Origin of the sequence: Pseudomonas saponiphila, assembly GCF_900105185.1 — a bacterium.
GTDB lineage: Bacteria > Pseudomonadota > Gammaproteobacteria > Pseudomonadales > Pseudomonadaceae > Aquipseudomonas > Aquipseudomonas saponiphila.
In genome coordinates this window covers 3,737,854-3,759,263 of sequence record NZ_FNTJ01000001.1, presented here as the reverse complement: position 1 = coordinate 3,759,263, position 21,410 = coordinate 3,737,854, and the positions used below count along the sequence as shown (strand labels likewise).

Genomic DNA, 21,410 nt, shown 5'->3' with positions numbered 1-21,410 from the left:
CGATGCGCCGCTTCCATATCACTCTTCCCCTATCCCCCCTTGTTCTCCCCGGTCCCGGGCAGGTTTGACCGAGGCAGGGATGGGTTGGCCATGGCGTTGCCGGCGATAGCCGTTGATGTCGAGCTGTTGCGCAGAGCAACGGATAGCGTTCCGGCAGGGGCCGTATCCAGGGCTTTTGCGTTTTTCCTGCACTTTGATTATCTTCGCCGCATGAATCTCCTGACTCCGAACATAGAACCGTTTTTCAGAGCTGCCGGATGGGTCCCTGGCAGGGCCGTTGTGGTTGATAGTCACGTACCCCGCGCACATCCGGCATTTCGCATCCTGCAAGCATTTGGCGAATTGACCGTAGGGCATATCGGCACGGGGGAGGAGTGTGCCTCTAGTGACATCGAGTTTGGCTGTCCGGCGTGCCCCGATGAACAAGTAGATGACTGGCAAGAAGCGCTGCGCACCGACTTTGTTTGCTTGGGTGATGTACATCATGGTCATGGACAGCTCTGGCTGGACAGCCAAGGCCGTTTGTTCTTGAACGGATTGGTCGCGTCCATGATGCTTTTTGTTGGGCATGATTTTGCCCAAGGCATCGAGGCCCTGCTCAAAGGGTATCGATCACGCCCCATGCTGTTGCCATCGCAGGAGGACGTCATGGTGTGGGGAGAGCGTTTTCGAGCTGGCGATCCACTTGTTCTAACGCCCAGCTTTTTCCACGCCCGCGCGCTCTGATGTGGGTGCTGGGCATCGCGCCCAGCCGCCGCAGACCCGCGGCAAGACCCTGTGGAACCTGGACCGTTCCGTCCGACGGTATCGCCTGAAGCCGCGAAGGCGGCAGGCTGCAATCCATTCTGAGGGCTGTCGGTGGCGCGGCCCCGGGCGATCAGTCGCCACCCCCGCCGCCACAACCGCCCCCACCGCAACCGCCGCTGTCGCCTCCACCGCCATCGCCGCCGCCACTGTCACCATCGCCGCCGAAACGCGAGCTGTCGCCGTCGCTGCTGCCGCTGGAGGAGTCGCTGTCGAAGGAACTGCTGTACAGCTCGCTGCCGCAGTGCACCACGGCCGCCGTGCTGGCGTTGTCCGTCAGGCGCCGCAGGGACTGGCAGTCGGCAACGTAGTGAAAGCCCCGGGCGATCTTCAGCTTGGCATCCAGGGCGAACAGCAGCGGCAGGCGACTGGGTTGGGCGGGGTTGATGTTTTCTTCCAGGCAGGCCTGACGCCAGACCCGACGCAGGCCGTTATCGCTTTTCTGCTCGGCGTTCCGGCCCAGCACCGCGGCCGGAGTGTGGTGGAGGAACTGGCCGAAGGCCTGGTTGCAGAACTGCTGGTATTCCCGGGTATGCAGGATGAATTCATGCCACAGGTCGTCCACCACTTGGGACGGCATCGACACGTAGCGCTGGCCGCTCTTGAGGTAGGCCAGGAAGAACTGGCGCAAGCCCTGGGCCACCAGTTGGCAGTCCTTGAGGCTCAGGTGCGGGTGCTGGGTGCGCAGCGGTTCGAACAACCGCGGGGGCAAGGTGAAATTGCGGATGTGGGCTTCCCGGCGCAATGCACGGAGGGCGTTCTGACGGCGCCATAACACCAGGACCAAGGCCAGGGCCACCACTGCGGGAAGGATCAACAGCATGTTCGGTCTCCGCCGGAAAAAGTGCCGAGACAGTGGCGCAAAGCAGCGCTTTATTCAAGCCGGTCCCTCGTAGGAGCTGGCTTGCCAGCGAAGAGGCCCGCAAGCCAGGTGCCTGCCTTGCGGACGCCTTCGCCGGCAAGCCGGCTCCTACAAGCACAAGGCCTCGTCAGCCATGGTTGATGTCCACATCACGGGTTTCGCGCAGGCACAGCAACCCCACCACCAGGCTGACCCCGGTAATCAGCACCGGGTACCACAGGCCATAGAAGATATCGCCGGTGTACACCACCAAGGCAAAGGACACGGTCGGCAGGAAACCGCCGAACCAGCCATTGCCGATGTGATAGGGCAGGGACATCGAGGTGTAGCGGATGCGGGTCGGGAACAGCTCCACCATCAGCGCCGCCAACGGGCCGTAGCACATGGCGGCAATCAGGATCAGGGCCACGATCAGCAGCACCACCATGGGTTTGTTGACGTTCTGGGTGTCGGCCTGCTGCGGATAGCCGGCCAGGGTCACCGCGCCGCGCAGGGCGGCTTCATCGAAGCCGTCGATCTTCACCTCGCCGACGCTGACCTGCACCGGGCTGCCGGCGGGGGCGGCGACGCTGTTATAGGGCAGGCCCTGTTTCACCAGGAAGGTCTTGACCTTGTCGCAGGGGCTGTCGAAACGCGCCTTGCCCACCGGGTCGAACTGGAAGGTGCAGGTGGCCGGGTCGGCGCTGACGCTGATCGGCGCCTGGCGGCTGGCCTGGTCGATGGCCGGGTTGGCGTAGTGGGCCAGGGCCTTGAAGATCGGGAAGTACAGCAGCGTGGCCAGCAACAGGCCGAGCATCAGCACCGGCTTGCGGCCGACCTTGTCCGAGAGCCAGCCGAAGAAGATGAACATCGGCGCGCCGATCACCACGCTGATGATCAACAGGCTGTTGGCCAGAGCCGGGTCCATCTTGAGGAACTGGGTGAGGAAGAACAAAACGTAGAACTGCGCGGCATAGAAGGTCACCGCCTGCCCGGCGTTGATGCTGAACAGGGCGATCAGCACCACCTTGAGGTTCTCCCATTTGCCGAACGACTCGCGGATCGGCGCCTTGCTGGCACGGCCTTCCTCCTTCATTTTCAGGAAGGCCGGCGACTCGTGCAGGCTCATGCGGATCCAGGTGGAAATGCCCAGCAGGACGATGGACAGCAGGAATGGCAGGCGCCAGCCCCAGACCTCGAACTGATCGCCAGTGAAGTAACGGCAGGCCAGCACCACCAGCAGCGACAGCAGCAGGCCCAGGGTCGCGGTGGACTGGATCCAGCTGGTGTGCAAGCCACGCTTGCCCTGGGGCGCGTGCTCGGCGACATAGGTCGCGGCGCCGCCGTATTCACCGCCCAGGGCCAGCCCCTGGAGCATGCGCAGGGCCACCAGGATGATCGGCGCGGCGATGCCGATGCTGGCGTAGTTGGGCAGCAGGCCCACGGCGAAGGTGGCCATGCCCATGAGGATGATGGTGGCGAGGAAGGTGTACTTGCGCCCGATCATGTCCCCCAGGCGGCCGAACACCAGGGCGCCGAAGGGGCGCACCACGAAGCCGGCGGCGAAGGCCATCAAGGCGAAGATGAACGCCGTGGTGTCGTTGACCCCGGCGAAGAACTGCTTGCTGATCACCGCCGCCAGGGCGCCATAGAGAAAGAAGTCATACCACTCGAACACCGTGCCGAGGGACGAGGCGAAGATGACCTTCTGCCCGCCATGGGCGGTGGTGTCCTGCAGGGTCGGGTTCAGGGGCTGTACGTGTTCTGACATGGGGGGCTTCCTTACAGTGATTATTGTTGTTGTTCCACTGCCGACGCCGTGACCGGCGCCGTTGTTGCGGGCTTATCGCGCGCGCGTTAAGCCTTCGTTTCCCTGCCGACCGTAGGAGCTGGCTTGCCAGCGAACAGGCCCCTGAGTCAGGTGCCGGCCTTGCAGACGCCTTCGCCGGCAAGCCGGCTCCTACATCGGGTACACCTGTTCCTGCCATCCCGTAGGAGCTGGCTTGCCAGCGAAGAGCCCCTTTAGCCGGTCGCCGGCCTTGGGGTGCGCCTTCGCCGGCAAGCCGGCTCCTACATCGGGTGCATCTGTTCCTGCCGTTCCGTAGGAGCTGGCTTGCCAGCGAACAGGCCCTTGAGCCGAGCGCCGGCCTTGGGGCACCTTCACCGGCCAGCCGGTTCCCATCTCAGGGTCATGTCGAGGTGGCGGGTTCCTTGTGCTGGACGCTGTTCCTGGGGACGCCGGCAAGAATCAGTTCGGCAGCCTTCTCGGCGATCATCAGGGTCGGCGAGCAGGTATTGCCCGAGGTGATGCGCGGCATGATCGAGGCATCGGCAATGCGCAACCCGGGAATGCCGTGCACCCGCAGTTGCGCGTCCACCACGGCGTCGGCGTCGCTGCCCATGCGGCAGGTGCCCACCGGGTGGAAGATGGTGGTGCCGATCCGCGCCGCCGCTTCATGCAACTGCTCTTCACTTTGCAGTTGCGGCCCTGGCAGGTATTCCCGGGGGTTGAACGGCTGCAGGGCCGGCGCGCCGACGATGCGCCGGGTCAGGCGAATGGCGTCGGCGGCGACCCGCAGGTCTTCGGGGTGGCTCAGGTAGTTGGGCTGGATCAACGGCGCCGCGCCGGCTTCCACGGAGCGGATCTCGACCCGGCCGCGGCTCTGCGGGCGCAGGTCGCAGACCGAGGCGGTAAAGGCCGGGAAACTGTGCAAGGGCTCGCCGAAGCGCTCCAGGGACAGCGGCTGCACGTGGTATTCAAGGTTGGCCCGGGTCTGCTCCGGGCCCGAGCGGGCAAAGGCGCCAAGCTGGCTCGGGGCCATGGACAGCGGGCCGCTGCGGTCATACAGGTAGCGCAGGCCCATGCCCATCTTGCCCCACAGGCTGGAGGCGATCTGGTTCAGGGTGCGGGCGTTTTCCAGCTGGTAGATCAAGCGCAGTTGCAGGTGGTCCTGCAGGTTGCCGCCGACCCCGGGCAGGGCATGGCTGACGCCGATCCCCAAGCGTTGCAGAAGCTCGCTTGGGCCAATTCCGGAGCGCTGGAGAATGCTCGGCGAGCCAATGGAACCGGCGCACAGGATGATTTCCCGGCGCGCCTTGAAGTCCACCTGACGGCCTTGGCTGAAGGCCCGTACCGCCGTGGCGCGAGCGTTTTCGAGGATCAGCCGCTGTACCTCGACCCCGGTCAGCACCACCAGATTGGCGCGCTGGGCGATCGGCTTGAGAAAGGCCTTGGCGGCGTTCCAGCGTACCCCGGCCTTCTGGTTGACCTGGAAGTAGCCGCAGCCTTCGTTGTCGCCGCCGTTGAAGTCATCGATGCTGGCGATGCCGCTCTGCTCGGCGGCCGTGCGAAAGGCATCGAGGATCGGCCACGACAGGCGCTGGCGCTCGACCCGCCATTCGCCGGCGGCGCCGTGCAGCTGGCTGTCGCCGGCAAAGTGATTCTCGCTTTTCCTGAACAGCGGCAGCACATCCTGCCAGCTCCAGCCCGGGTTGCCTGCGGCGGCCCAATCGTCATAGTCGGCGGCCTGGCCGCGCATGTAGATCATGCCGTTGATCGACGAGCAGCCCCCCAGCACCTTGCCCCGCGGGTAGCTCAGGCTGCGGCCCTGCAGGCCCGGTTCGGCTTCGGTCTTGAAGCACCAGTCGGTGCGCGGATTGCCGATGCAGAACAGGTAGCCGACGGGAATGTGGATCCAGGGGTAGTTGTCGCGACCGCCGGCTTCCAGCAGCAGCACCCGATGCTGGGGGTTGGCCGACAGGCGATTGGCCAGCAGACAGCCGGCGGGACCGGCGCCGACCACGATGTAGTCGTAGGCGTCAAAGGCGGGAAGCATCCGTGACCTCTTCTTGTTCTGATTCTTGTTGCCTCATCCTAGTTGTTAGCTTTCGTTAAAAGAATGTTAGTTTTTGCCCACCCGCTGTGCGTTTTCTAACAATCGCCGACCTCGACATCGATAAGGATTTTCCATGTTCGACTGGAACGACCTGCGCTACTTTCTTGAACTGCAACGCAGCGGGCGCCTGCTTACCGCGGCGCGCCGGCTGAACACCACCCACGCCACCGTGGCCCGGCATATCGAGGCGGTAGAGCAGGCCCTGGGCACCGCGCTGTTCGTCCAGCAGGCCCAGGGCTACCAACTGACCCCGGCTGGCGAGGCGCTGCTCAAGCACGCCGAGGCCATGGAAAACGTCGCTTTGCTGGCCCAGGAGGAAATCACCCAGTCCAGCGCGCCCCTGGGCAAGATCCGCGTGGGGGTCACCGAAGGCCTGGGGGTGAAGTTTCTCGCCGGGCGCATGTCCGCGCTGTTCGAGCGTTACCCGGGGCTGGAAGTGGAACTGGTGGCGGTGCCGCGTTTTGTCAGCATTCTCAACCGCGAGGCGGAAATCAGCATTCACCTGGAGCGCCCCAGCGCCGACATGCTGGTGACCCGCAAGCTCACCGACTACCGCCTGGCGCTCTACGCCAGCCAAGGCTACCTGGACCGCGCGCCGTCCCTGCGCAGCCGCGAAGACCTGGGGCGCCACGCCTGGATCGGCTACGTCGACGACCTGCTGTTCAGCCAGGAGCTGATGTTCCTCAACCAGTTCTGCCGCAACCCGCAAGTGGTGTTCCACAGCACCAGCGTCATCGCCCAGCAGGAGGCGGCCCGTTCCGGCCTGGGGATCGCCGTGCTGCCGTGCTACATGGCCGCCGCCGACCCGCAACTGGTGCCGCTGTTGCCGGCCGAGAGCATCCAGCGCGCCTACTGGATCAGCACCCGCCGCGAGCTGCACAAGTCGGTGCGCTTGCGGGTGGTCTGGGACTACCTGATGGAGCTGTGCGCGGCCCAGCAACAGGTGTTGCTGGGGCCCCAACCCTAGCCGTGCTCAGAGAATCGGCCCGCAATGGGCCGAGCTGCGGATCGGCGCCCCGGGCTGCAGATCGACGAAACGCGAGCCATAGGACACCGGGTTCAGCGGGCCGCCGTCCAGGCCCATGCCGAGCCCGCCGGCGCTGCGGGTTTCGCCGTCCAGCAGCAGTGGATCGAGGCGCGCGCGCCAGTCCAGCAAGCGCAAGGTCACGGCCTGGCGCCGCTCCAGGTCGCCGGCCAGCAGCGGGCTGGAGCGGTGCCACAGGTACTTGCTGAACAGCAGGGCGTCGCCGGGTTCGAAGGCTTCTTCGATGCGCTGTTGTTCGAAGCTGTCGGTGAGTAGGCCGGGGGTGCAGTAGGTCTGGCGCAGGTGCGCGGAAAAATCCTCGATCGACTCGCCCCGGGCCAGCTTTTCCGCCAACAGGCGCGAGAACTGGAAGTTCGCCTGGGCCGAGAACCGCGACAGCGGCACCCAGGCCATGCCGCCACCCTGCCGCTCGGGGCGGATCGGCTGCAACGGCAGCCACAGGCTGAAGGCCGGGTCCTGGGGGCGGATGTAGCGAAAGTTCAGCGAGTCGTAATGCCAGGCAAAACCCGAGCGTCCCACCCCCAGCTCGAAGCTCTGGGCCTCGCTCATGATCAGCCGGCAGCCGCAGAGCGAGGTCAGCACTTGGGTAAATGCCGGTTGCCGATAGAGTCGCTCAAGGATGCCGACCTGGGTCACCCGGTGAGTCAGGCGACTGAAGCCGTCACCATGGGCCGAGGCGCCCGAGGGCGTTGCGCGCAGTTGACTGTCGGCCAGTTCGCGCAGTTGCAGGATGGCCGCGGGGGTCAACAGACTGCGCAACTTGATGAAGCCACGCTCCTTGAAGTGACGCAGATCGTCCTGGTCCAGGCGTATCGGGTTGACCAGGGCAGGGGTGATGTCGGGCAGGACCGGTGGCAGGTTCACAAGGGCATTCCATTACCAGGGGACAAGGCCCTTGAGTATGGACAGCACGCATTGGGCCGGCAGGCTGGATTCGACCTCGAACAACGCCTTTGCGACATCCGCCAGTGCTGACGGCGGCGGATGGTCGGCGCCACCACGGTGCTTGTCAACGAGCCGGCCCGGCGTCGATCCCATGGGCCAGGCAGCCCTGGCCGCGCACGATTCTCAGCTCTCTTTTGCGCCGCCATTGCTCTAGAATGCCGCCGCTCAGGACCATGCCCGGCCCTGTGCAAGGCACTTGTCCAGGCCTGCCTGAGCCCGCTGGACCGGCCCCCTCTTGAAGACCCCACGGGTAAAAGGAACGACCCTCGCGATGCAAAAAATCAAACTCGTTCTGGGCGCCGCACTGGCGCTGTTCCTGGCGTACCAGGCCTACGGCTTGTTCTACTACGGCACGCCGTATCAGGGCCGCGGCTACAGCCCCGACCAGGCCTTCTACTACCAGAAATACCGCTTGTTCAGCTGGCGCACCTGGATTCCCAGCATGACCATGCCCGGCGATGGCGACAGTTCGCGCTACAGCGTTGGCGGCTACCTGCGGGTGTTCAAGGCCGACGGCACGCTGGTGGGGCAGTCCTATGACGACTGCATCGCGGTGGTGGAGGTGTCCTGGTACGACAATGCGGTGGGCGGCTTCGGTTGCGGCGAGCACTTGATCGCGCTGTCCGCGAAGGCCACGCCGGACTGAGCGTTCAGTCCCGGCGCCCGCCCACGGGCTATTGCTCGCGGCGCGTCGTCCAGGCACTGCCCAGCTGCAGCGGTTGATCGCAGGGGATCGACAGGGTGGCGCGCAGGCCGCCCTGGGGCAGATTGTCGAGGCTGATCCGGCCGCCCAGGTGCCGGGCGATGACGCTGACGATGGTCAGCCCAAGGCCGGCGCCGTGGACGTTGCCGCGACTGTAGAAACGCTCGAACAAGCGCTCGCGCTGGCTTTCGTCGATGCCCGGGCCCTGGTCCTCGACGCTGAGTTCGAAATGCTCGCCGACCTGGGCCAGGCGCACATTGATTAGGCCATTGGCCGGTGAAAAGTTCACCGCGTTGCTGATCAGGTTGTTCAGGGCGATATCGATGGAGGCCGCTTCGGCACGGATCGGGTAGGCGCGTTCGTCGACGTCGAACGACAGTTCCAGGCCCTTGTTCAGCAGCCATGGGGTCAGTTGCACCAGGCTGTCGCGCACGGTGTGGGCCAGGTCGATGAGCTGTTCGCTGGGCACCTGCGCCTTGGGTTCCAGGCGGGCCATGGTCAGCAGCTGGTTGACCAGGCGCCCGGCGCGGTCGACGCCGAGGATCAGCGATTCCAGGGAGGCCCGGCGTTCTTCTTCGGTACCGGCTTGCAGCAGGTTCTGCGCGTGCACCCGCAACACCGCCAGGGGCGTGCGCAGCTCATGGGCGGCGTCGGCAATGAAGCGCCGTTCGCGGCCCAGCAGCTCCTGGATCTGCGTCAGCATGCGGTTGAGGGCCGCCTGCATGGGTTCCAGCTCCCTGGGCAGGGGGTCCAGGTGCAAGGGTTCCAGGGAGCCGCTGGGGCGCGCCCGCAGGATCGCGGCCATATTGGCCAGGGGGCGCAGGCCCCAGCCGATGGCCAGCCAGATGATCACGGCCAGCAACAGACTGCCCAGGACGTTGGGCCACAGGGTGTGGCGCATGATGCGGCTGACCAGGTCGCTGCGCACATCGACCCGCTCGCCGACCCAGATCCGCAGGCCCGAGTCCGGGTCGTCGAGGGTGAAGGTGCGCCACTGATGGTCGTTGGGGTCCAGAGCGGTGCCGAAGCCCGGGGCCAACGGTTGCAGGGCATAGGTGGGGGCGCTGGTGGTGCGCACCAGCAGGTTGCCTTTGCGGTTCCATACCTGGAAGGCGATCTTGCTTTCGTAAGGGTGGCCGTCGACCTGGGGCATGGCCTGGCTCAGGGCCAGGTTGAAGGCGTGATACAGCTGGGCCTGATCGATGCTGCTGTTGGGCATGCGCATGATGCCCAGCAGCAGCCGGGCATGTTGCGCCAGCTGGGCATCGTAGACTTCGTCGATCTCGTGGTTGCTGTCGTGCAGGTTGAAGCTGGTCAGAATCAGCAGGCCGGCGAACAGCAGACCGATGATCAGGGTCAGGGTGCGCCGGCGGATCGAGTTCATCGACGCTCCTCCACCAGGTAACCCACCCCACGAATGGTGCGGATCAGGTCGGCGGAGAACTTCTTGCGCAAATGGTGGATGTGCACTTCCAGGGTGTTGCTCTCGGCCTCTTCATTCCAGCCGTAGAGCAGTTGCACCAGGCGGTCGCGGGTCATCACCCGGCCCGGCGGCGAGAGCAGTTCGTAGAGCAGCTGGTATTCCTTGGGCGTCAGGGCTACCGGCTCGCCGTGGTAGTGCACCTGCTGGTTGCCCGGATCGAGGCTGATGCCTGCATGCTCGATCAACACCCGGGCACGGCCGGCGCTGCGGCGCAGCAGGGCCCGCAGCCGGGCCTTGAGCTCATCCAGGTCGAAGGGCTTGATCAGGTAGTCGTCGGCGCCGGCGTCGAGGCCGGCGATGCGATCCTCGGTGGCGTCCCGGGCGGTGAGGATCAGCACCGGCAGGGTCGAGCCGCTGTCGCGCAGGCGCTTGAGCACTTGCAGGCCGTCCAGGCGCGGCAGCCCCAGATCGAGCAGGGCCAGGTCGAAGGTTTCGCTGAGCAGCGCATGCAGCGCGCTGTTGCCGTCCCTGAGCCAGTCCACGGTGTAGCCTTCGCGGCTCAAGGCCTGGTGGATACCTTCGCCCAGGGGCTGGTCGTCCTCGATCAGTAGTAAGCGCACATCGACTCCTGTCCTGTTCCGGTCATCTGATTTTCTTGCCCACCTCGGCCAGCAAGGCGCGGATCTCTTCGCGCCGGCCCTGATCGGCCACTTCCCGACCGGGGCGCGGCGCTGCCTGCAGGGCCTTGAGCAAGGCGACCCGGGCTTCGCCGTAGCGGCCCTGGCGATACAGGTGGTCACCCCAGAAGTACAGACTATCCAGGCCCTCGGGGTTTTGCTGCAAGGCTTGCTGGAGCAGTTCCTCGGCCTTGTCGGCGTCGCCGAAACCGATGGGCCAGCCGGGAACGCGATCATACAGCGCAGCGAGGCTGGTGTAGGCGGAACCTTGCAGCGCCTTGGGGTCCAGGCCCAGGGCCAGCTCCAGGTCGGCCTTGGCCGCCTTGGCCTTGCTCAGGGCACCGAGCCCGCCCTGGGCGCCGGCCCAACTGCTAGTGACGATGCCCGACCAGATCCAGGCCTCCGCCAGCGCAGGACGCTCCTGAGTGAAGGCCCGGGTTTGCGTGGCCAGTTGTTCGAAGGCCGCGGCCCGCTGCTCGGCCGGCAGCTGGTACTGAATGTGCGCCCAGCCTTGCTGGATACCGTTGAGCCGCTGCTGGTCGGCGGCATCCAGGGCCCAGGCGGGCAGGCTCAGGCAGGCCAGCAACAATGCACTGATCAGGGCTTTCATGGTTCCTCGTGCTCCCGTTCGGATCGAATGCTCAGCCGCCGGATCAGCGGCAGGTGTTTGTGCAGGCCGCGGTCCACCAGATTTGGCAGCAGGCTGTTGAGGCGCACGAAAAACCGTTCCGGCCAGCCCAGGTACAGCTCGCGGTGGTCGCCGGCGATGGCGTGCAGCACCGCGTTGGCCACGGTCTGCGGATCGTCGACGTTGCTTTTCAAGGCAGCGTTCAAGGCCTGGGCCGCGGGGCTGTTCATGCGGGTGCGGGTGGCGCGCGGCGCCACATAGAGCACGTTGACCCGGGTATCGGCCAGCTCCCGGCGCAGGGCCTCGGAAAAACCGCGCAGGGCGAACTTGCTGGCGCAGTAGGCGGCGTAGCCGGGGTAGCCGATGGAGCCGTAGGTGGAGCCGACGTTGACCAGCATGGCGCTGGGCGCCTGTTGCAGCATCGGCAGCAGCAGACGGGTCAGGCACATCGGCGCGCCGATGTTGACCGCCAGCATGGCGTTGATCTCGGCATCATCGAGCTGTTCGAGCATGGCGAAGTGGTTGATTCCGGCGGCGTTGATCAACAGGTTGACGCCGCCGATGGCCTCGGCGGCCAGCAGCACCTTGCGCCGGTCGCTGAGGAAGGTCAGGTCCGCCGAGACCCAGCACAGTCGGTTGGGGTAGCGCGCCAGCAGCGGCGCCAGGGGTTCCTTGTGCCGGGCCACGGCCAGCACCTGGGCACCACTGGCGCACAGGGCTTCGGCGATGGCCAGACCGATGCCGCCACTGGCCCCGGTGAGCACCGCGCGGGTATCAGACAGACGCATGGGCGCGCTCCCCGACACGTGGCAGACCGCGGAACATCTCGCTGTACAGGTGATAGACCACCTTGGAGGCATGGATCACCGCGGCCTGGTCGGCGGGATCGTCGAGACGATCCATCAGGCGCCGGTAGGTCTGCATGTGCTCGATGTCCAGGGCACCGTGGGACGCCAGGTAGCTGAACGCGCTCTGTGGCAGTTGCAGGCTCTCCTGAATGCTACCGGCGGCCATGGTGGCCAGGGCGATGCTGGTGCCTTCCAGCACGTTGACCATGCCGAACAGGCCCACCGGGTTGCCGCGGGCGATCAGGTCGTAGAGAAAGCTCACCATCAATTCAATGGCCATGCAGGGCTGGCCGTCGCGCACCGCCAGGCGCTCGCCGCCGCAGGCAACGATGTCGTTGAGCACCCACTGCTCGTGGCCGTACTCATCCTCGATGTACTCGCACACCGCGCTGCGCAGCCATTCCAGGCGCTCCGGCAGGCGAGCGCCACAGGCCATCATCAGCGGCACGGTGTGGCGCACGTGGTAATAGGCCTGGGTCAGGAAGGCCCGGTAGCCCTCAAGGCTGACCTGGCCGGCCACGGCTTCGCGAATGATCGGCAGGTTGAACAGGTGCTCCCGCTCCTGTGCGGTGGCCGCTTGCAGTTGGTCGAAAAAACTCATGACGATGATTCCTCGGAATGAAGGTGGGGGCAGAGCAGGTCGCGGTAGTGTTCGACGATGGCCTCGCGGCGCGGCCGGCCATTGGCGGTCAGGAGGCCGTTGGCCGGAGTGAAGGGCTGCTGCAGGCGGGTCCAGTGATGGACCTGGGCGTAATCGGGCAAGGCCTCGTTGGCCTGGGCCACGGCGGCGGCCAGCTGGCTGTCGCTGCAATCCGCGCGGTGCGGCCAGAGCAGGGCGTGGTTGCGCGGCAGGGCCTCGCCATAGACGAAGGCCTGGGCAATGTGGCTGCGTTGGGTCAGCTCGGCTTCGACCCATTCGGGGTTGACGTTGCGCCCGTAGCTGGTGACGAACTGATGCTTCTTGCGGCCCTTGAGGTAGAGGTAGCCGTCGCTGTCGAACTCGCCGATATCGCCGCTGTGCCACCAGCCGTCGAGAGTGTCGGTTTGTCCCAGGTAGCCCAGCAGTTGTGAGCCTTCGATCAGCACCTCGCCATCGGCCGCCAGGTGCACCCGGACATGGGGCAAGGGCTGGCCGACGCTGCCCGGGCGATGTGCCCCGGGGCGGTTGAGGCACACCACCGAGGCGCATTCCGACAGCCCGTAGCCTTCGTAGACCGGCAGGCCCAGGCGCTGGGCCCGTTGCAGCAGCTCCAGGGACACCTTGGCCCCGCCGACCGCAGCGAAGCGCAGGCTGGCGGGGTTGAACTGGCGCTGCTCGGCGGCGTTCACCAGCAACAGCAGCAACTGAGGCACCAGGATCAGGCTCTCGGCCCGGCGCTCGGCCAGGCAGCCGAGCAGGGTCGGCACGTCGACGCCGCTGGCGCCCTGGATGCCCAGGGTCTTCTGGCTGGGCAGGCTGAGGGTGGCCCCGGCGTAGAGCGTGGCGTAGCAGCCCAGGTTTTCCAGAAGAATCCCCAGCGGCAGCAGCGCCAAGTGATGGCGCGGATTGCTGGAATGACTGGCCTGCTCCAGCTCCCGGGCCACCCGCAGCAGGCTCTCGGCGCCCAGGCACACGCCCTTGGGGGTGCCGGTGGTGCCAGAGGTGAAGGTCAGTTTCGCGGTGCCCGGGGGCATGCTCGACGGTCCGTCGAAACGCCGGCGCCAGAACTCGCCCTGGCGTTGGTAACCGGCGGCTTGCAGCGCCGCCTCCTGGCCGTCTTCGGCCACCAGCAGTTCGGCGCGGCTCTGTTCCAGGCAGTGCAGGCGCTGGGCGTCGGTGAAGAAGGGTGGCAGGGTCAGGCAGGCCAGGCCCTCGAACAGCGCGGCCAGGTCCCACAGCAGCAGTTCCGGGCCGTTGTCCAGGGCCAGCGCCACGACCTGCACCTGTTCATCGCGCAGGCGTTGCTGGCGGTAGATCACCTCGGCGTAGAGGGTGGCGTAGTCCAGGCGCAGGCGATCACCCCAGAGCGCGATATGGACGGTCTTTTGTTCGGCGTGTTGACGAAGCGCTTCCTTGAAACGCTGCACTTCAAGCGACATGGCTGCTCTCCTCGAACGACAGTGGCAGGCCCAGGCGGTTGAACATCCCCATGTTGCGCAAATGGATGAACCCCGCACGGATGTTGCCCACGTGTACGGCTGGCTGGCTCTGGTAGTAGCTGCCCCAGTGATGACGGTCTTCACCCAGGCGCGCGGGGTCGGCCGCGCACAGGGTCAAGGGGCGCAGGCCCAGGCGATGGAAGCTGTTGACCAGGCCGACGTTGCCGGTGAACGCCACCCATTCCAGGCCGTCCATGGCCAGCAGCCAGGTGATGGCGATGATCGACAATCGCGCGCTGCCGGTGTCGCTGGCCGCCAGGTTGCCCACCTCCACCACGCCCTGGCGTTCCACCGGGCCCTCCACCGGGCGTTGTGCGGCGAGGTCGATCAGGGTTTCGATCGGGGCATCCAGATAGCGCTCCAGAAACAGCGGGCCGCTGCTGGCCAGGCGCACCCCGGCGACGGCGCACAGCGCGCCCAGGTGATCGCTGAGGCCGAACAGCTGCGGCATGAAATGATGAATGTTGGCGCCGTGAACCTGGCGGAAGCGCTGGCTGACATAGGCTTCGAAAACCGCGCGCTGGGGCTCCCCGGACAAGCTGCGGGCCAGGGTCAGGGGCGTGGCGGCGTCGCAGCCGAAGCTGAGCGGCAGGTGGATGTTGCAGTCGAAGCCAGGCATGGATATAGAGCCTCCCGAAGCGTGTTGGGGAGGAGTATCGGCAGGCTTTCTTAACCCAATCTGAAGATGGCAAAGAGACATCCCAGCGCTCTTCAGGTTGCCTTAAGGCTGGCCCGGCAAGGTGGCGCACCCGGGCAGCAAAAGACGTTGCGCGGGCCCTGCGACGACCTGAATGACTCAGGCGTGCCGAATCACCGTGAGGACTGTGTATGACTGCTCAATCCGTACCATCGCGCTATGCGCGACTGTCGATCCTGATGCACTGGCTGATGCTGGCGCTGTTCGTCGGTGTCTATGCCTGTATCGAACTCAAGGGCCTGATGCCCCGGGGCAGCACGGCCCGAGGCCTGTTTCTCGGACTGCACAGCCTGTTCGGGATCAGCATCTTCGCCCTGGTGTGGATTCGCCTGCTGGCGCGCCTGAAGCCGCGTCCGCCGATCTCTCCGGCGCCGGCCGCCTGGCAGACCGGACTGTCGCACCTGATGCACCTGATCCTGTATGGGCTGATGATCGCCACGCCACTGCTGGCCTGGCTGATGCTCTCGGCGGCGGGCAAGCCGGTGCCGTACTTCGAGTTCTTCCTGCCGGCCGCGCCGGTGACGGTGGACCCGGACCAGGCGCGTTTCTTCAAGCACTGGCACGAGCAACTGGGCAATGCCGGCTACTGGCTGATCGGCCTGCACGCCGCGGCCGGGCTGTTCCACCACTACTGGGTGGGCGACAACACCCTCAAGCGCATGCTGCCGGGCCGCTAGTCGGCGGGGGCCCTTTGCCGAGCACGGCGTCCGTCAGGATGTTGCGCGGCTCAGGGGCCCGTCCGCCGGCAAGCCGGTTCCAGCGCGAGGCGGGAGCGGGCGCTGCGGGCGGCGGTTGCTCAGGGGATCACCAGCTCGAAATGCCCACTGGCCAGAGGCTCGCCGTTGACCAGCAACTGCACGCCATGGCGCCCCGGATAATGGCGGCGGGTGGTCAGTTCACGGATCGGCTGGCTGCGGCCCAGGTCGACCTGGGCCAGGGCGGGCAGGGTGAAGGTCTTGAGCTTGAATACTTTGCTCGCCGTGGCACCGGAGGCCTTGACGTAGTCGATGGCGTAATCCACCACCAGGCGCTGGTCGCGGTGGCTGGTTGAGGCCAGGCTCAGGGACAGATCGAGGCGCTCGCCCAGGCGCAGTTGCCCGGGCGTGACCTGAAAGCGCCTGACCTCGACCTCGGCCCGGGCCCCGGCGCCGATGATCGCCAGGGCCCGGCGCTGGCCCTGCTTGATCAGGCTGCGCAGGGCATGGCGGGCGATCCAGGCGCTGTGGGGATGATCCAGGGGCCAGCCTTCCAGGCGCTGCATGACCCACTGCGGATGGTCCTTGCTGATGTCGTTGAGGTGGTTGGCCACCGACTTGCGCACGTACAGGCTGGGGTCGCTCTTCAGGCGTTCGAGAATCGGCGCCGCCAACTGCGGGTCGGCCTGCAACTGCTCCAGGCGAAACGACCAGGGCAGCCGCGGGCGACTGCCTTCGCTGGCCAGGCGGCGCACGTGTTCATCCGGGTCGCTGGCCCAGTCCAGCATCAGGGCCAGGGTGCGGGCGCAATCCTGGCGCAGGAAGTGCCGCACGGCGAACTCCGAGGAGCCGAAGCCGGTGAAGTACTTCAAGGCCGCCATCGATCGCTCGAAGTCGTGCAGGCCATAGCTGGCCACGTAGTGCGGCAGGAAGATGCACACGAAGCGGCTGTTCAGGCGCGGCGCCAGCTTGCGCAACAGGTCGAGGCTGGTGGGGTAGTCCAGGTCCAGCACCTGATGCAGGCTCTCGTTGACCCGGGCCAGGCGCTGCATCAGCGACAGCTCGGCGAGGTTGTGGCCGGCCAGTTGCAGGAAGCGCTGACGGTCGAAGGCCGGGTACACCGCGCGCATGGCGTCGGCGATGTGTTCCAGGCGCTGCTGGTTGAAGATTTCCTTGAGGGCCGGGGCGTTCTCTTGGGTGGAGCTCATGGGGCGTATCCATTCAAAGGCGAGGCGGCGCTCACTGTACACAACCCCTCCTGACAGAACCTGACGGTAATCGCTAGGTGTAGGAGCTGGCTTGCCAGCGAAGGGAGCACTGCGTCCTGCAGAGCATTTGCCGGCGTCCTCGAGGCCGCCTTCGCCGGCAAGCCGGCTCCTACGGAGTGTGCGTGCTGCAGGTGTAGGAGCTGGCTTGCCAGCGAAGGGAGCAGCGCGTCCTGCAGAGCATTTGCCGGCGTCCTCGAGGTCGCCTTCGCCGGCAAGCCGGCTCCTACGGAGTGTGCGTGCCGCAGGCGTAGGAGCTGGCTTGCCAGCGAAGGGAGCACCGCGTCCTTCAGAGCATTTGCCGGCGTCCTCGAGGCCGCCTTCGCCGGCAAGCCGGCTCCTACGGAGTGTGCGTGCCGCAGGTGTAGGAGCTGGCTTGCCAGCGAAGGGAGCACCGCGTCCTGCAGAGCATTTGCCGGTGTCCTTGAGGCCGCCTTCGCCGGCAAGCCGGCTCCTACGGAGTGTGCGTGCCGCAGGCGTAGGAGCTGGCTTGCCAGCGAAGGGAGCACCGCGTCCTGCAGAGCATTTGCCGGGGTCCTTGAGGTCGCCTTCGCCGGCAAGCCGGCTCCTACGGAGTGTGCGTGCCGCAGGTGTAGGAGCTGGCTTGCCAGCGAAGGGCGCGCTGCGTCAGCGCATCGGCGGCAGCGGGCTCTCGATCTGCTCGTCCTGCTCGTCGGCCTCGAACAGCCGGGCCAGCTCGGCCCGGGCTTCCTGGGCGCTCTGCAGCACTTTGGCGGCGTCGTCGTAGACCGCGTGCTGGGCCGCCAGCAGCTGTTCGTCGTGCTGGGTGAAGCGCTGGATCCGCGAGTCCGCCTGGGCCTGGCTCAGCCCCAGGCCGACCAGGGTGCGACGGCTCATTTCCAGGCTGGAGTAGTAGGTTTCCCGCACGGCCTGGGCCTCCAGGTCCACCAGTCGGTGCACGTGCTGGCGGTTGCGCGCTCGGGCGATGATCTTCAGGTGCGGGTAGAGCTTGCGCACCTGTTCGGCGGTCTTGATGTTGGTTTCCGGGTCATCGGTGGCGATGACGAAGTATTCCGCCGTGCCGACCTTGGCCGCGCTGAGGATTTCCGGGCGCATCGGGTCGCCGTAGAACACCGGCATGCCGCCGAAGCTGCGGATCAGTTCGATGGTGTCCACCGAGGTGTCCAGGGCCACGAAGGGGATCTTCTGTGCCCGCAGGATCCGCGCCACGATCTGCCCCATGCGGCCCATGCCGGCGATCACCACCCGCGGGCTGTCGGCGTCGATCTGGCGGTATTCGGCGGGCATCTCCAGGGGCTTGGCCTTGGGCTTGAGCCAGCGCGAGCAGGCCAGCAACAGCAGCGGCGTGAGGGCCATGGACAGGGTGATGGTGAGCACCAGCAGGTCATGCAGGCGGGCCTCGAACAGGCCCTGGTCGCGACCGATCTTGAACACCACGAAGGCGAATTCGCCGCCAGCCGCCAGCACCACGCCCAGGCGCACTGCGCTTTCGCGATTGAGGTCGCCAGCCAACCGCCCGACCACGTACAGCAGGGGCAGCTTGAGGCCGATCAGCAGCAGGGTCAGGCCCAGCACCGCGATGGGCGCGCTGAGCAGCAGGCCGAGATTGGCGCCCATGCCGACACTGATGAAGAACAGCCCCAGCAGCAGGCCCTTGAAAGGCTCGATCTGCGCTTCCAGCTCATGGCGGTACTCGGAGTCGGCCAGCAGCAGGCCGGCGAGGAAGGCGCCGAGGGCCATGGACACCCCCACCAGGTCCATCAGCCAGGCGGTGCCGATCACCACCAGCAGGGCGGTGGCGGTGGACACTTCCGGCAAGCGGGTGCGAGCGACGATGCGAAACACCGGACGCAACAGGTAGCGTCCGCCCACCACCACCACGGCGATGCTGCCCAGCACCTGCAGGCCGTGGCGCAGGTCCTCGGCGCTGCTGGTGTGGTGATCGTTGCCGGCCAGCACCGGGACCATGGCGATCAGCGGAATGGCGGCGATGTCCTGGAACAGCAGGATGGCGAAGGCCATGCGCCCGTGGGGGCTGTTCAGCTCCTTGCGTTCGGCCAGGCTCTGCAGGCCCAGGGCGGTGGAGGACAGGGCCAGACCCAGGCCCAGCACGATGGCGCTGTTCAGCGATTGGCCGAACAGGAACAGCGCTACCACGCCGATCACTGTGCCGGTCAACAGCACCTGGGCCAGGCCGACGCCGAACACTGCCTTGCGCATCACCCACAGGCGCTTGGGCGACAGCTCCAGGCCGATGATGAACAGCAACAGCACCACTCCCAGCTCGGAGATATGACTGACGCTTTGCGGGTTGCCCACCAGCCCCAGCACCGACGGGCCGATCAGCACCCCGGCCAGCAGGTAGCCGAGCACGGCCCCCAGTTGCAGGCGCTTGGCCAGGGGCACGATGAGCACGGCGGCGCAGAGGAACACGACGGCGGCTTGTAGCAGGTTGCCTTCATGGGGCATCGGGGGGACTCCAGGGAAAACGGGGCGCCGGTGATGATAGAGGCTCACCGGTGACAATCAGCGTAGGGGTGTTGCCAGTCTGCGCCCGGATAAAAACGGCATGGGTGTTCTGAGACTGGCGGTGCGCCCTTCAAGGCACGTTGGAGTATGGGCAACGCTGGAGGGGCGCGCCGGTCAGTGCGGCCACTGCTCCAGCAGAATCGCCACGAACTTTTCCGCGGCCGGCGACAGCGAGGCGCCGCGGCGGTACACCAGGCCCAGGGTGCGGTTGACCACCGGCTCGGTCAGCGGAACGCTGACCAGGGTCGGGTGATCGGCGGCGGGCATCGCCAGGCTGGGCATCGCCGACACCCCGAGCCCGGCCTCGACCATGCCCAGCGACGTGGACAGGTGTTGCACTTCGTAGAACCACTGGGGCCGCCAGCTCAAGCCGGACAGGGCATGGTCCAGCAGCATGCGGTTGCCGCTCAGGCGGCCAACGCCGATCAAGCGGTAATCGCTGAGTTCCGACCAGGTCACCGAGCGGCGTCCGGCCAGTTCATGGTCGCGGCGGCAGGCCAGGACAAAGGGTTCGTTGACCAGTGGCACGAATTCGATGTCCGGGTGCTGGCCGCTCATCATGTTGATGCCGAAGTCCGCTTCGCCGCGCAGCACCGCTTCCAGGCCCTCGTTGGCGCTGAGGTCGAGCAGGCGGATGCGGATTTTCGGGTAGCGCTGGTTGTACAGGCGGATCACCGACGGCAGGAAGTAGAAGGCCGCCGTGGGGATGCAGGCCAGGGTTACCTGGCCGATCTGGCGTTCCGCCAGTTCACGGATGTTGAGGATCGAGTCGTCGAAGTCGTCCAGCAGGCGCCGGGCCTTGGGCAGGAAGTCGCGGCCGACGCTGGTCAGGCTGACCTTGCGCGTGGTGCGATCGAGGAGGGCGGTGCCCAGGCCCTCTTCGAGTTTTTTCATGCGCCGGCTCAGGGCCGGTTGCGACAGGTGCAAGGCGTCGGCGGCTTCGTGGAAACTCCCCAGTTCGGCGATTTTCACGAAAGATCGTATGTCCTGGAGCTCATATTCCATGCTGGCTTCTCAACGCGTCGGGCAGGCGGAACAGCGTGGGAGAGAATATTTGACTCATGCATGAAACGCAATAATGCCTCTGATCTTTGCATTGGAATCACTTTTCAAACCCTGACACTCTTGTGCCCAGAACATCAATTACCTCGATTGATCAACAAGAGTCAGTGTTCATGCAACGAATTCCTTGTGTGTTGATGCGCGGCGGCACCTCCAAAGGGCCGTTCTTCCTGGCCTGGGATCTGCCGGTGGCAGTGGCCGAGCGTGACGAGCTGTTGCTCAACCTGATGGGCTCCGGCCATGAGCTGGAAATCGACGGCATCGGCGGTGGCAGCCCGCAGACCAGCAAGGTGGCGATCGTCAGTCCGTCGCTGCACCCAGAGGCGGATGTCGACTACCTGTTCGTCCAGGTCATGGTGTCGCAGCGGCGAGTGGATACCGCGCCCAACTGCGGCAACATGCTCTGCGCTGTCGGGCCTTTCGCGATCGAGCAGGGGCTGGTCAAGGCCACGGGGGCACAGACCCAGGTGCGGATTCGCAACCTCAACACCGGCACCCTGGTCAATGCCCAGGTCCAGACTCCCGATGGCCAGGTCAGTTACGAAGGCGACACCACCATCGACGGCGTGCCGGGCAGCGCAGCGCCGGTGGCCCTGACCTTTCTCGATGCCGCCGGGAGCAAGACCGGTCAGCTGTTTCCCACCGGCCAGCCTCAGGACCTGATCGACGGCATTGCCGTGACCTGCATCGACATGGCCATGCCCATGGTGCTGGTGCAGGCGGCCTGCCTGGGCAAGCGCGGCGATGAAAGCCCCGCCGAGCTGGACGCCGACAGCGACTTTCTGCAGCGCCTGGAGAGCCTGCGGCTCAAGGCCGGCCTGGCCATGGGCCTGGGGGATGTCAGCGACAAGGTGATTCCCAAGCCGGTGCTGGTGTCCCCGGCCCGGGCCGGGGGCACCCTGGCGGTGCGCTATTTCATGCCCCACAACTGCCATCGGGCCCTGGCCATCACCGGCTCCATCGGCCTGGCTACCGCCTGTGTCACCGAGGGCAGCGTGGTGGCCGAGATGCTGGGCGGGGTCGGTGAGCCGCGCCTGCAAAAGGTTCGGGTCGAGCACCCCAGCGGCTCGATAGATGTCGTATTGTCCTACACCGGAAAAAACGCCGAGACCATCCGCGCCTCGGTGGTCCGCACCGCTCGCCGGTTGTTTTCCGGGTATGTCTACGCGCCTGCTTCACAACGCCTGGCCGGCTAGCCGAAGCGCTTGCCGACACGGGTTGCATCAGAACA

The 21,410-nt window shown here is 66.1% G+C and carries 19 protein-coding genes; 5 read left to right on the top strand and 14 right to left on the bottom strand.

Annotated features, from left to right (window positions below; translation table 11 throughout):
• Positions 1–90: 90 nt before the first annotated feature.
• Positions 91–726 carry an SUKH-3 domain-containing protein gene (locus tag BLV47_RS17395; protein WP_092315559.1) on the top strand — a complete coding sequence of 212 codons (636 nt, stop codon included), beginning with the start codon at positions 91–93 and terminating at the stop codon, positions 724–726.
• Positions 727–877: 151 nt separating this feature from the next.
• Here BLV47_RS17395 and BLV47_RS17390 read toward each other — a convergent pair whose 3' ends face one another.
• The 3 genes from BLV47_RS17390 to BLV47_RS17380 all read right to left on the bottom strand — a co-directional run bounded on the left by BLV47_RS17390 (position 878) and on the right by BLV47_RS17380 (position 5,481).
• Positions 878–1,627 carry a glycine-rich domain-containing protein gene (locus BLV47_RS17390; RefSeq protein WP_092315557.1) on the bottom strand — a complete coding sequence of 250 codons (750 nt, stop codon included), beginning with the start codon at positions 1,625–1,627 and terminating at the stop codon, positions 878–880.
• A gap of 166 nt (positions 1,628–1,793) precedes the next feature.
• Complete coding sequence (locus tag BLV47_RS17385) at positions 1,794–3,416, bottom strand: MFS transporter (protein WP_092315555.1); 1,623 nt, start codon at positions 3,414–3,416, stop codon at positions 1,794–1,796.
• A gap of 418 nt (positions 3,417–3,834) precedes the next feature.
• Positions 3,835–5,481, bottom strand: a complete 1,647-nt coding sequence (locus tag BLV47_RS17380) for a GMC family oxidoreductase (RefSeq protein WP_092315553.1) — start codon at positions 5,479–5,481, stop codon at positions 3,835–3,837.
• A gap of 133 nt (positions 5,482–5,614) precedes the next feature.
• Between BLV47_RS17380 and BLV47_RS17375 the strand changes: the two genes are divergently transcribed.
• Entirely contained in the window at positions 5,615–6,508 is an 894-nt protein-coding gene (locus tag BLV47_RS17375) for a LysR family transcriptional regulator (protein ID WP_092315551.1), read from the top strand.
• 6 nt (positions 6,509–6,514) lie between these two features.
• On the opposite strand, the gene BLV47_RS17370 is transcribed toward BLV47_RS17375, so the two are convergent.
• Entirely contained in the window at positions 6,515–7,450 is a 936-nt protein-coding gene (locus BLV47_RS17370) for a phytanoyl-CoA dioxygenase family protein (protein ID WP_092315549.1), read from the bottom strand.
• 352 nt (positions 7,451–7,802) lie between these two features.
• Here BLV47_RS17370 and BLV47_RS17365 point away from each other — a divergent pair, with 352 nt between their 5' ends.
• A complete protein-coding gene (locus BLV47_RS17365; protein WP_092315547.1) occupies positions 7,803–8,177 on the top strand; it encodes a hypothetical protein in 375 nt (124 codons plus the stop codon).
• A 28-nt stretch (positions 8,178–8,205) separates the two neighbouring features.
• Here BLV47_RS17365 and BLV47_RS17360 read toward each other — a convergent pair whose 3' ends face one another.
• Genes BLV47_RS17360 through BLV47_RS17330 form a run of 7 tightly spaced genes read right to left on the bottom strand, consistent with a single transcriptional unit; the run spans position 8,206 to position 14,568 of the window.
• Positions 8,206–9,618 (bottom strand): ATP-binding protein, encoded by a 1,413-nt coding sequence (locus BLV47_RS17360; RefSeq protein WP_092315545.1) that lies wholly within the window; start codon positions 9,616–9,618, stop codon positions 8,206–8,208.
• A complete protein-coding gene (locus BLV47_RS17355; RefSeq protein ID WP_092315543.1) occupies positions 9,615–10,277 on the bottom strand; it encodes a response regulator in 663 nt (220 codons plus the stop codon). The genes BLV47_RS17360 and BLV47_RS17355 overlap by 4 nt, the downstream gene beginning before the upstream one ends.
• 22 nt (positions 10,278–10,299) lie before the next feature.
• Positions 10,300–10,944, bottom strand: a complete 645-nt coding sequence (locus BLV47_RS17350; protein ID WP_092315541.1) for a tetratricopeptide repeat protein — start codon at positions 10,942–10,944, stop codon at positions 10,300–10,302.
• On the bottom strand, positions 10,941–11,750 hold the full coding sequence (locus tag BLV47_RS17345) for an SDR family oxidoreductase (protein ID WP_092315539.1): 810 nt from the start codon (positions 11,748–11,750) through the stop codon (positions 10,941–10,943). The genes BLV47_RS17350 and BLV47_RS17345 overlap by 4 nt, the downstream gene beginning before the upstream one ends.
• Positions 11,737–12,411 carry an iron-containing redox enzyme family protein gene (locus BLV47_RS17340; protein WP_092315537.1) on the bottom strand — a complete coding sequence of 225 codons (675 nt, stop codon included), beginning with the start codon at positions 12,409–12,411 and terminating at the stop codon, positions 11,737–11,739. Before BLV47_RS17340 ends, BLV47_RS17345 begins: the two co-directional genes overlap by 14 nt.
• Positions 12,408–13,889 (bottom strand): AMP-binding protein, encoded by a 1,482-nt coding sequence (locus tag BLV47_RS17335; RefSeq protein ID WP_092315535.1) that lies wholly within the window; start codon positions 13,887–13,889, stop codon positions 12,408–12,410. The genes BLV47_RS17340 and BLV47_RS17335 overlap by 4 nt, the downstream gene beginning before the upstream one ends.
• Complete coding sequence (locus BLV47_RS17330; protein WP_092315533.1) at positions 13,879–14,568, bottom strand: thermostable hemolysin; 690 nt, start codon at positions 14,566–14,568, stop codon at positions 13,879–13,881. The genes BLV47_RS17335 and BLV47_RS17330 overlap by 11 nt, the downstream gene beginning before the upstream one ends.
• Positions 14,569–14,777: 209 nt before the next feature.
• Between BLV47_RS17330 and BLV47_RS17325 the strand changes: the two genes are divergently transcribed.
• Entirely contained in the window at positions 14,778–15,323 is a 546-nt protein-coding gene (locus BLV47_RS17325) for a cytochrome b (protein ID WP_092315531.1), read from the top strand.
• A 119-nt stretch (positions 15,324–15,442) separates the two neighbouring features.
• Here BLV47_RS17325 and BLV47_RS17320 read toward each other — a convergent pair whose 3' ends face one another.
• From BLV47_RS17320 to BLV47_RS17305, 3 genes are all read right to left on the bottom strand, one after another.
• Positions 15,443–16,549, bottom strand: a complete 1,107-nt coding sequence (locus BLV47_RS17320) for a DNA alkylation repair protein (protein WP_092315529.1) — start codon at positions 16,547–16,549, stop codon at positions 15,443–15,445.
• 684 nt (positions 16,550–17,233) lie between these two features.
• Positions 17,234–19,057 (bottom strand): monovalent cation:proton antiporter-2 (CPA2) family protein, encoded by a 1,824-nt coding sequence (locus BLV47_RS17310; protein ID WP_092315525.1) that lies wholly within the window; start codon positions 19,055–19,057, stop codon positions 17,234–17,236.
• A 174-nt stretch (positions 19,058–19,231) separates the two neighbouring features.
• The gene (locus tag BLV47_RS17305) at positions 19,232–20,122 is read right to left on the bottom strand and encodes a LysR family transcriptional regulator (RefSeq protein ID WP_092315523.1); all 891 of its coding nucleotides are present in this window, start codon (positions 20,120–20,122) and stop codon (positions 19,232–19,234) included.
• 170 nt (positions 20,123–20,292) lie between these two features.
• Here BLV47_RS17305 and BLV47_RS17300 point away from each other — a divergent pair, with 170 nt between their 5' ends.
• Positions 20,293–21,375: a 4-oxalomesaconate tautomerase gene (locus BLV47_RS17300; protein WP_092315521.1), complete on the top strand. Its 1,083-nt coding sequence runs from the start codon at positions 20,293–20,295 to the stop codon at positions 21,373–21,375.
• Positions 21,376–21,410: the final 35 nt, after the last annotated feature.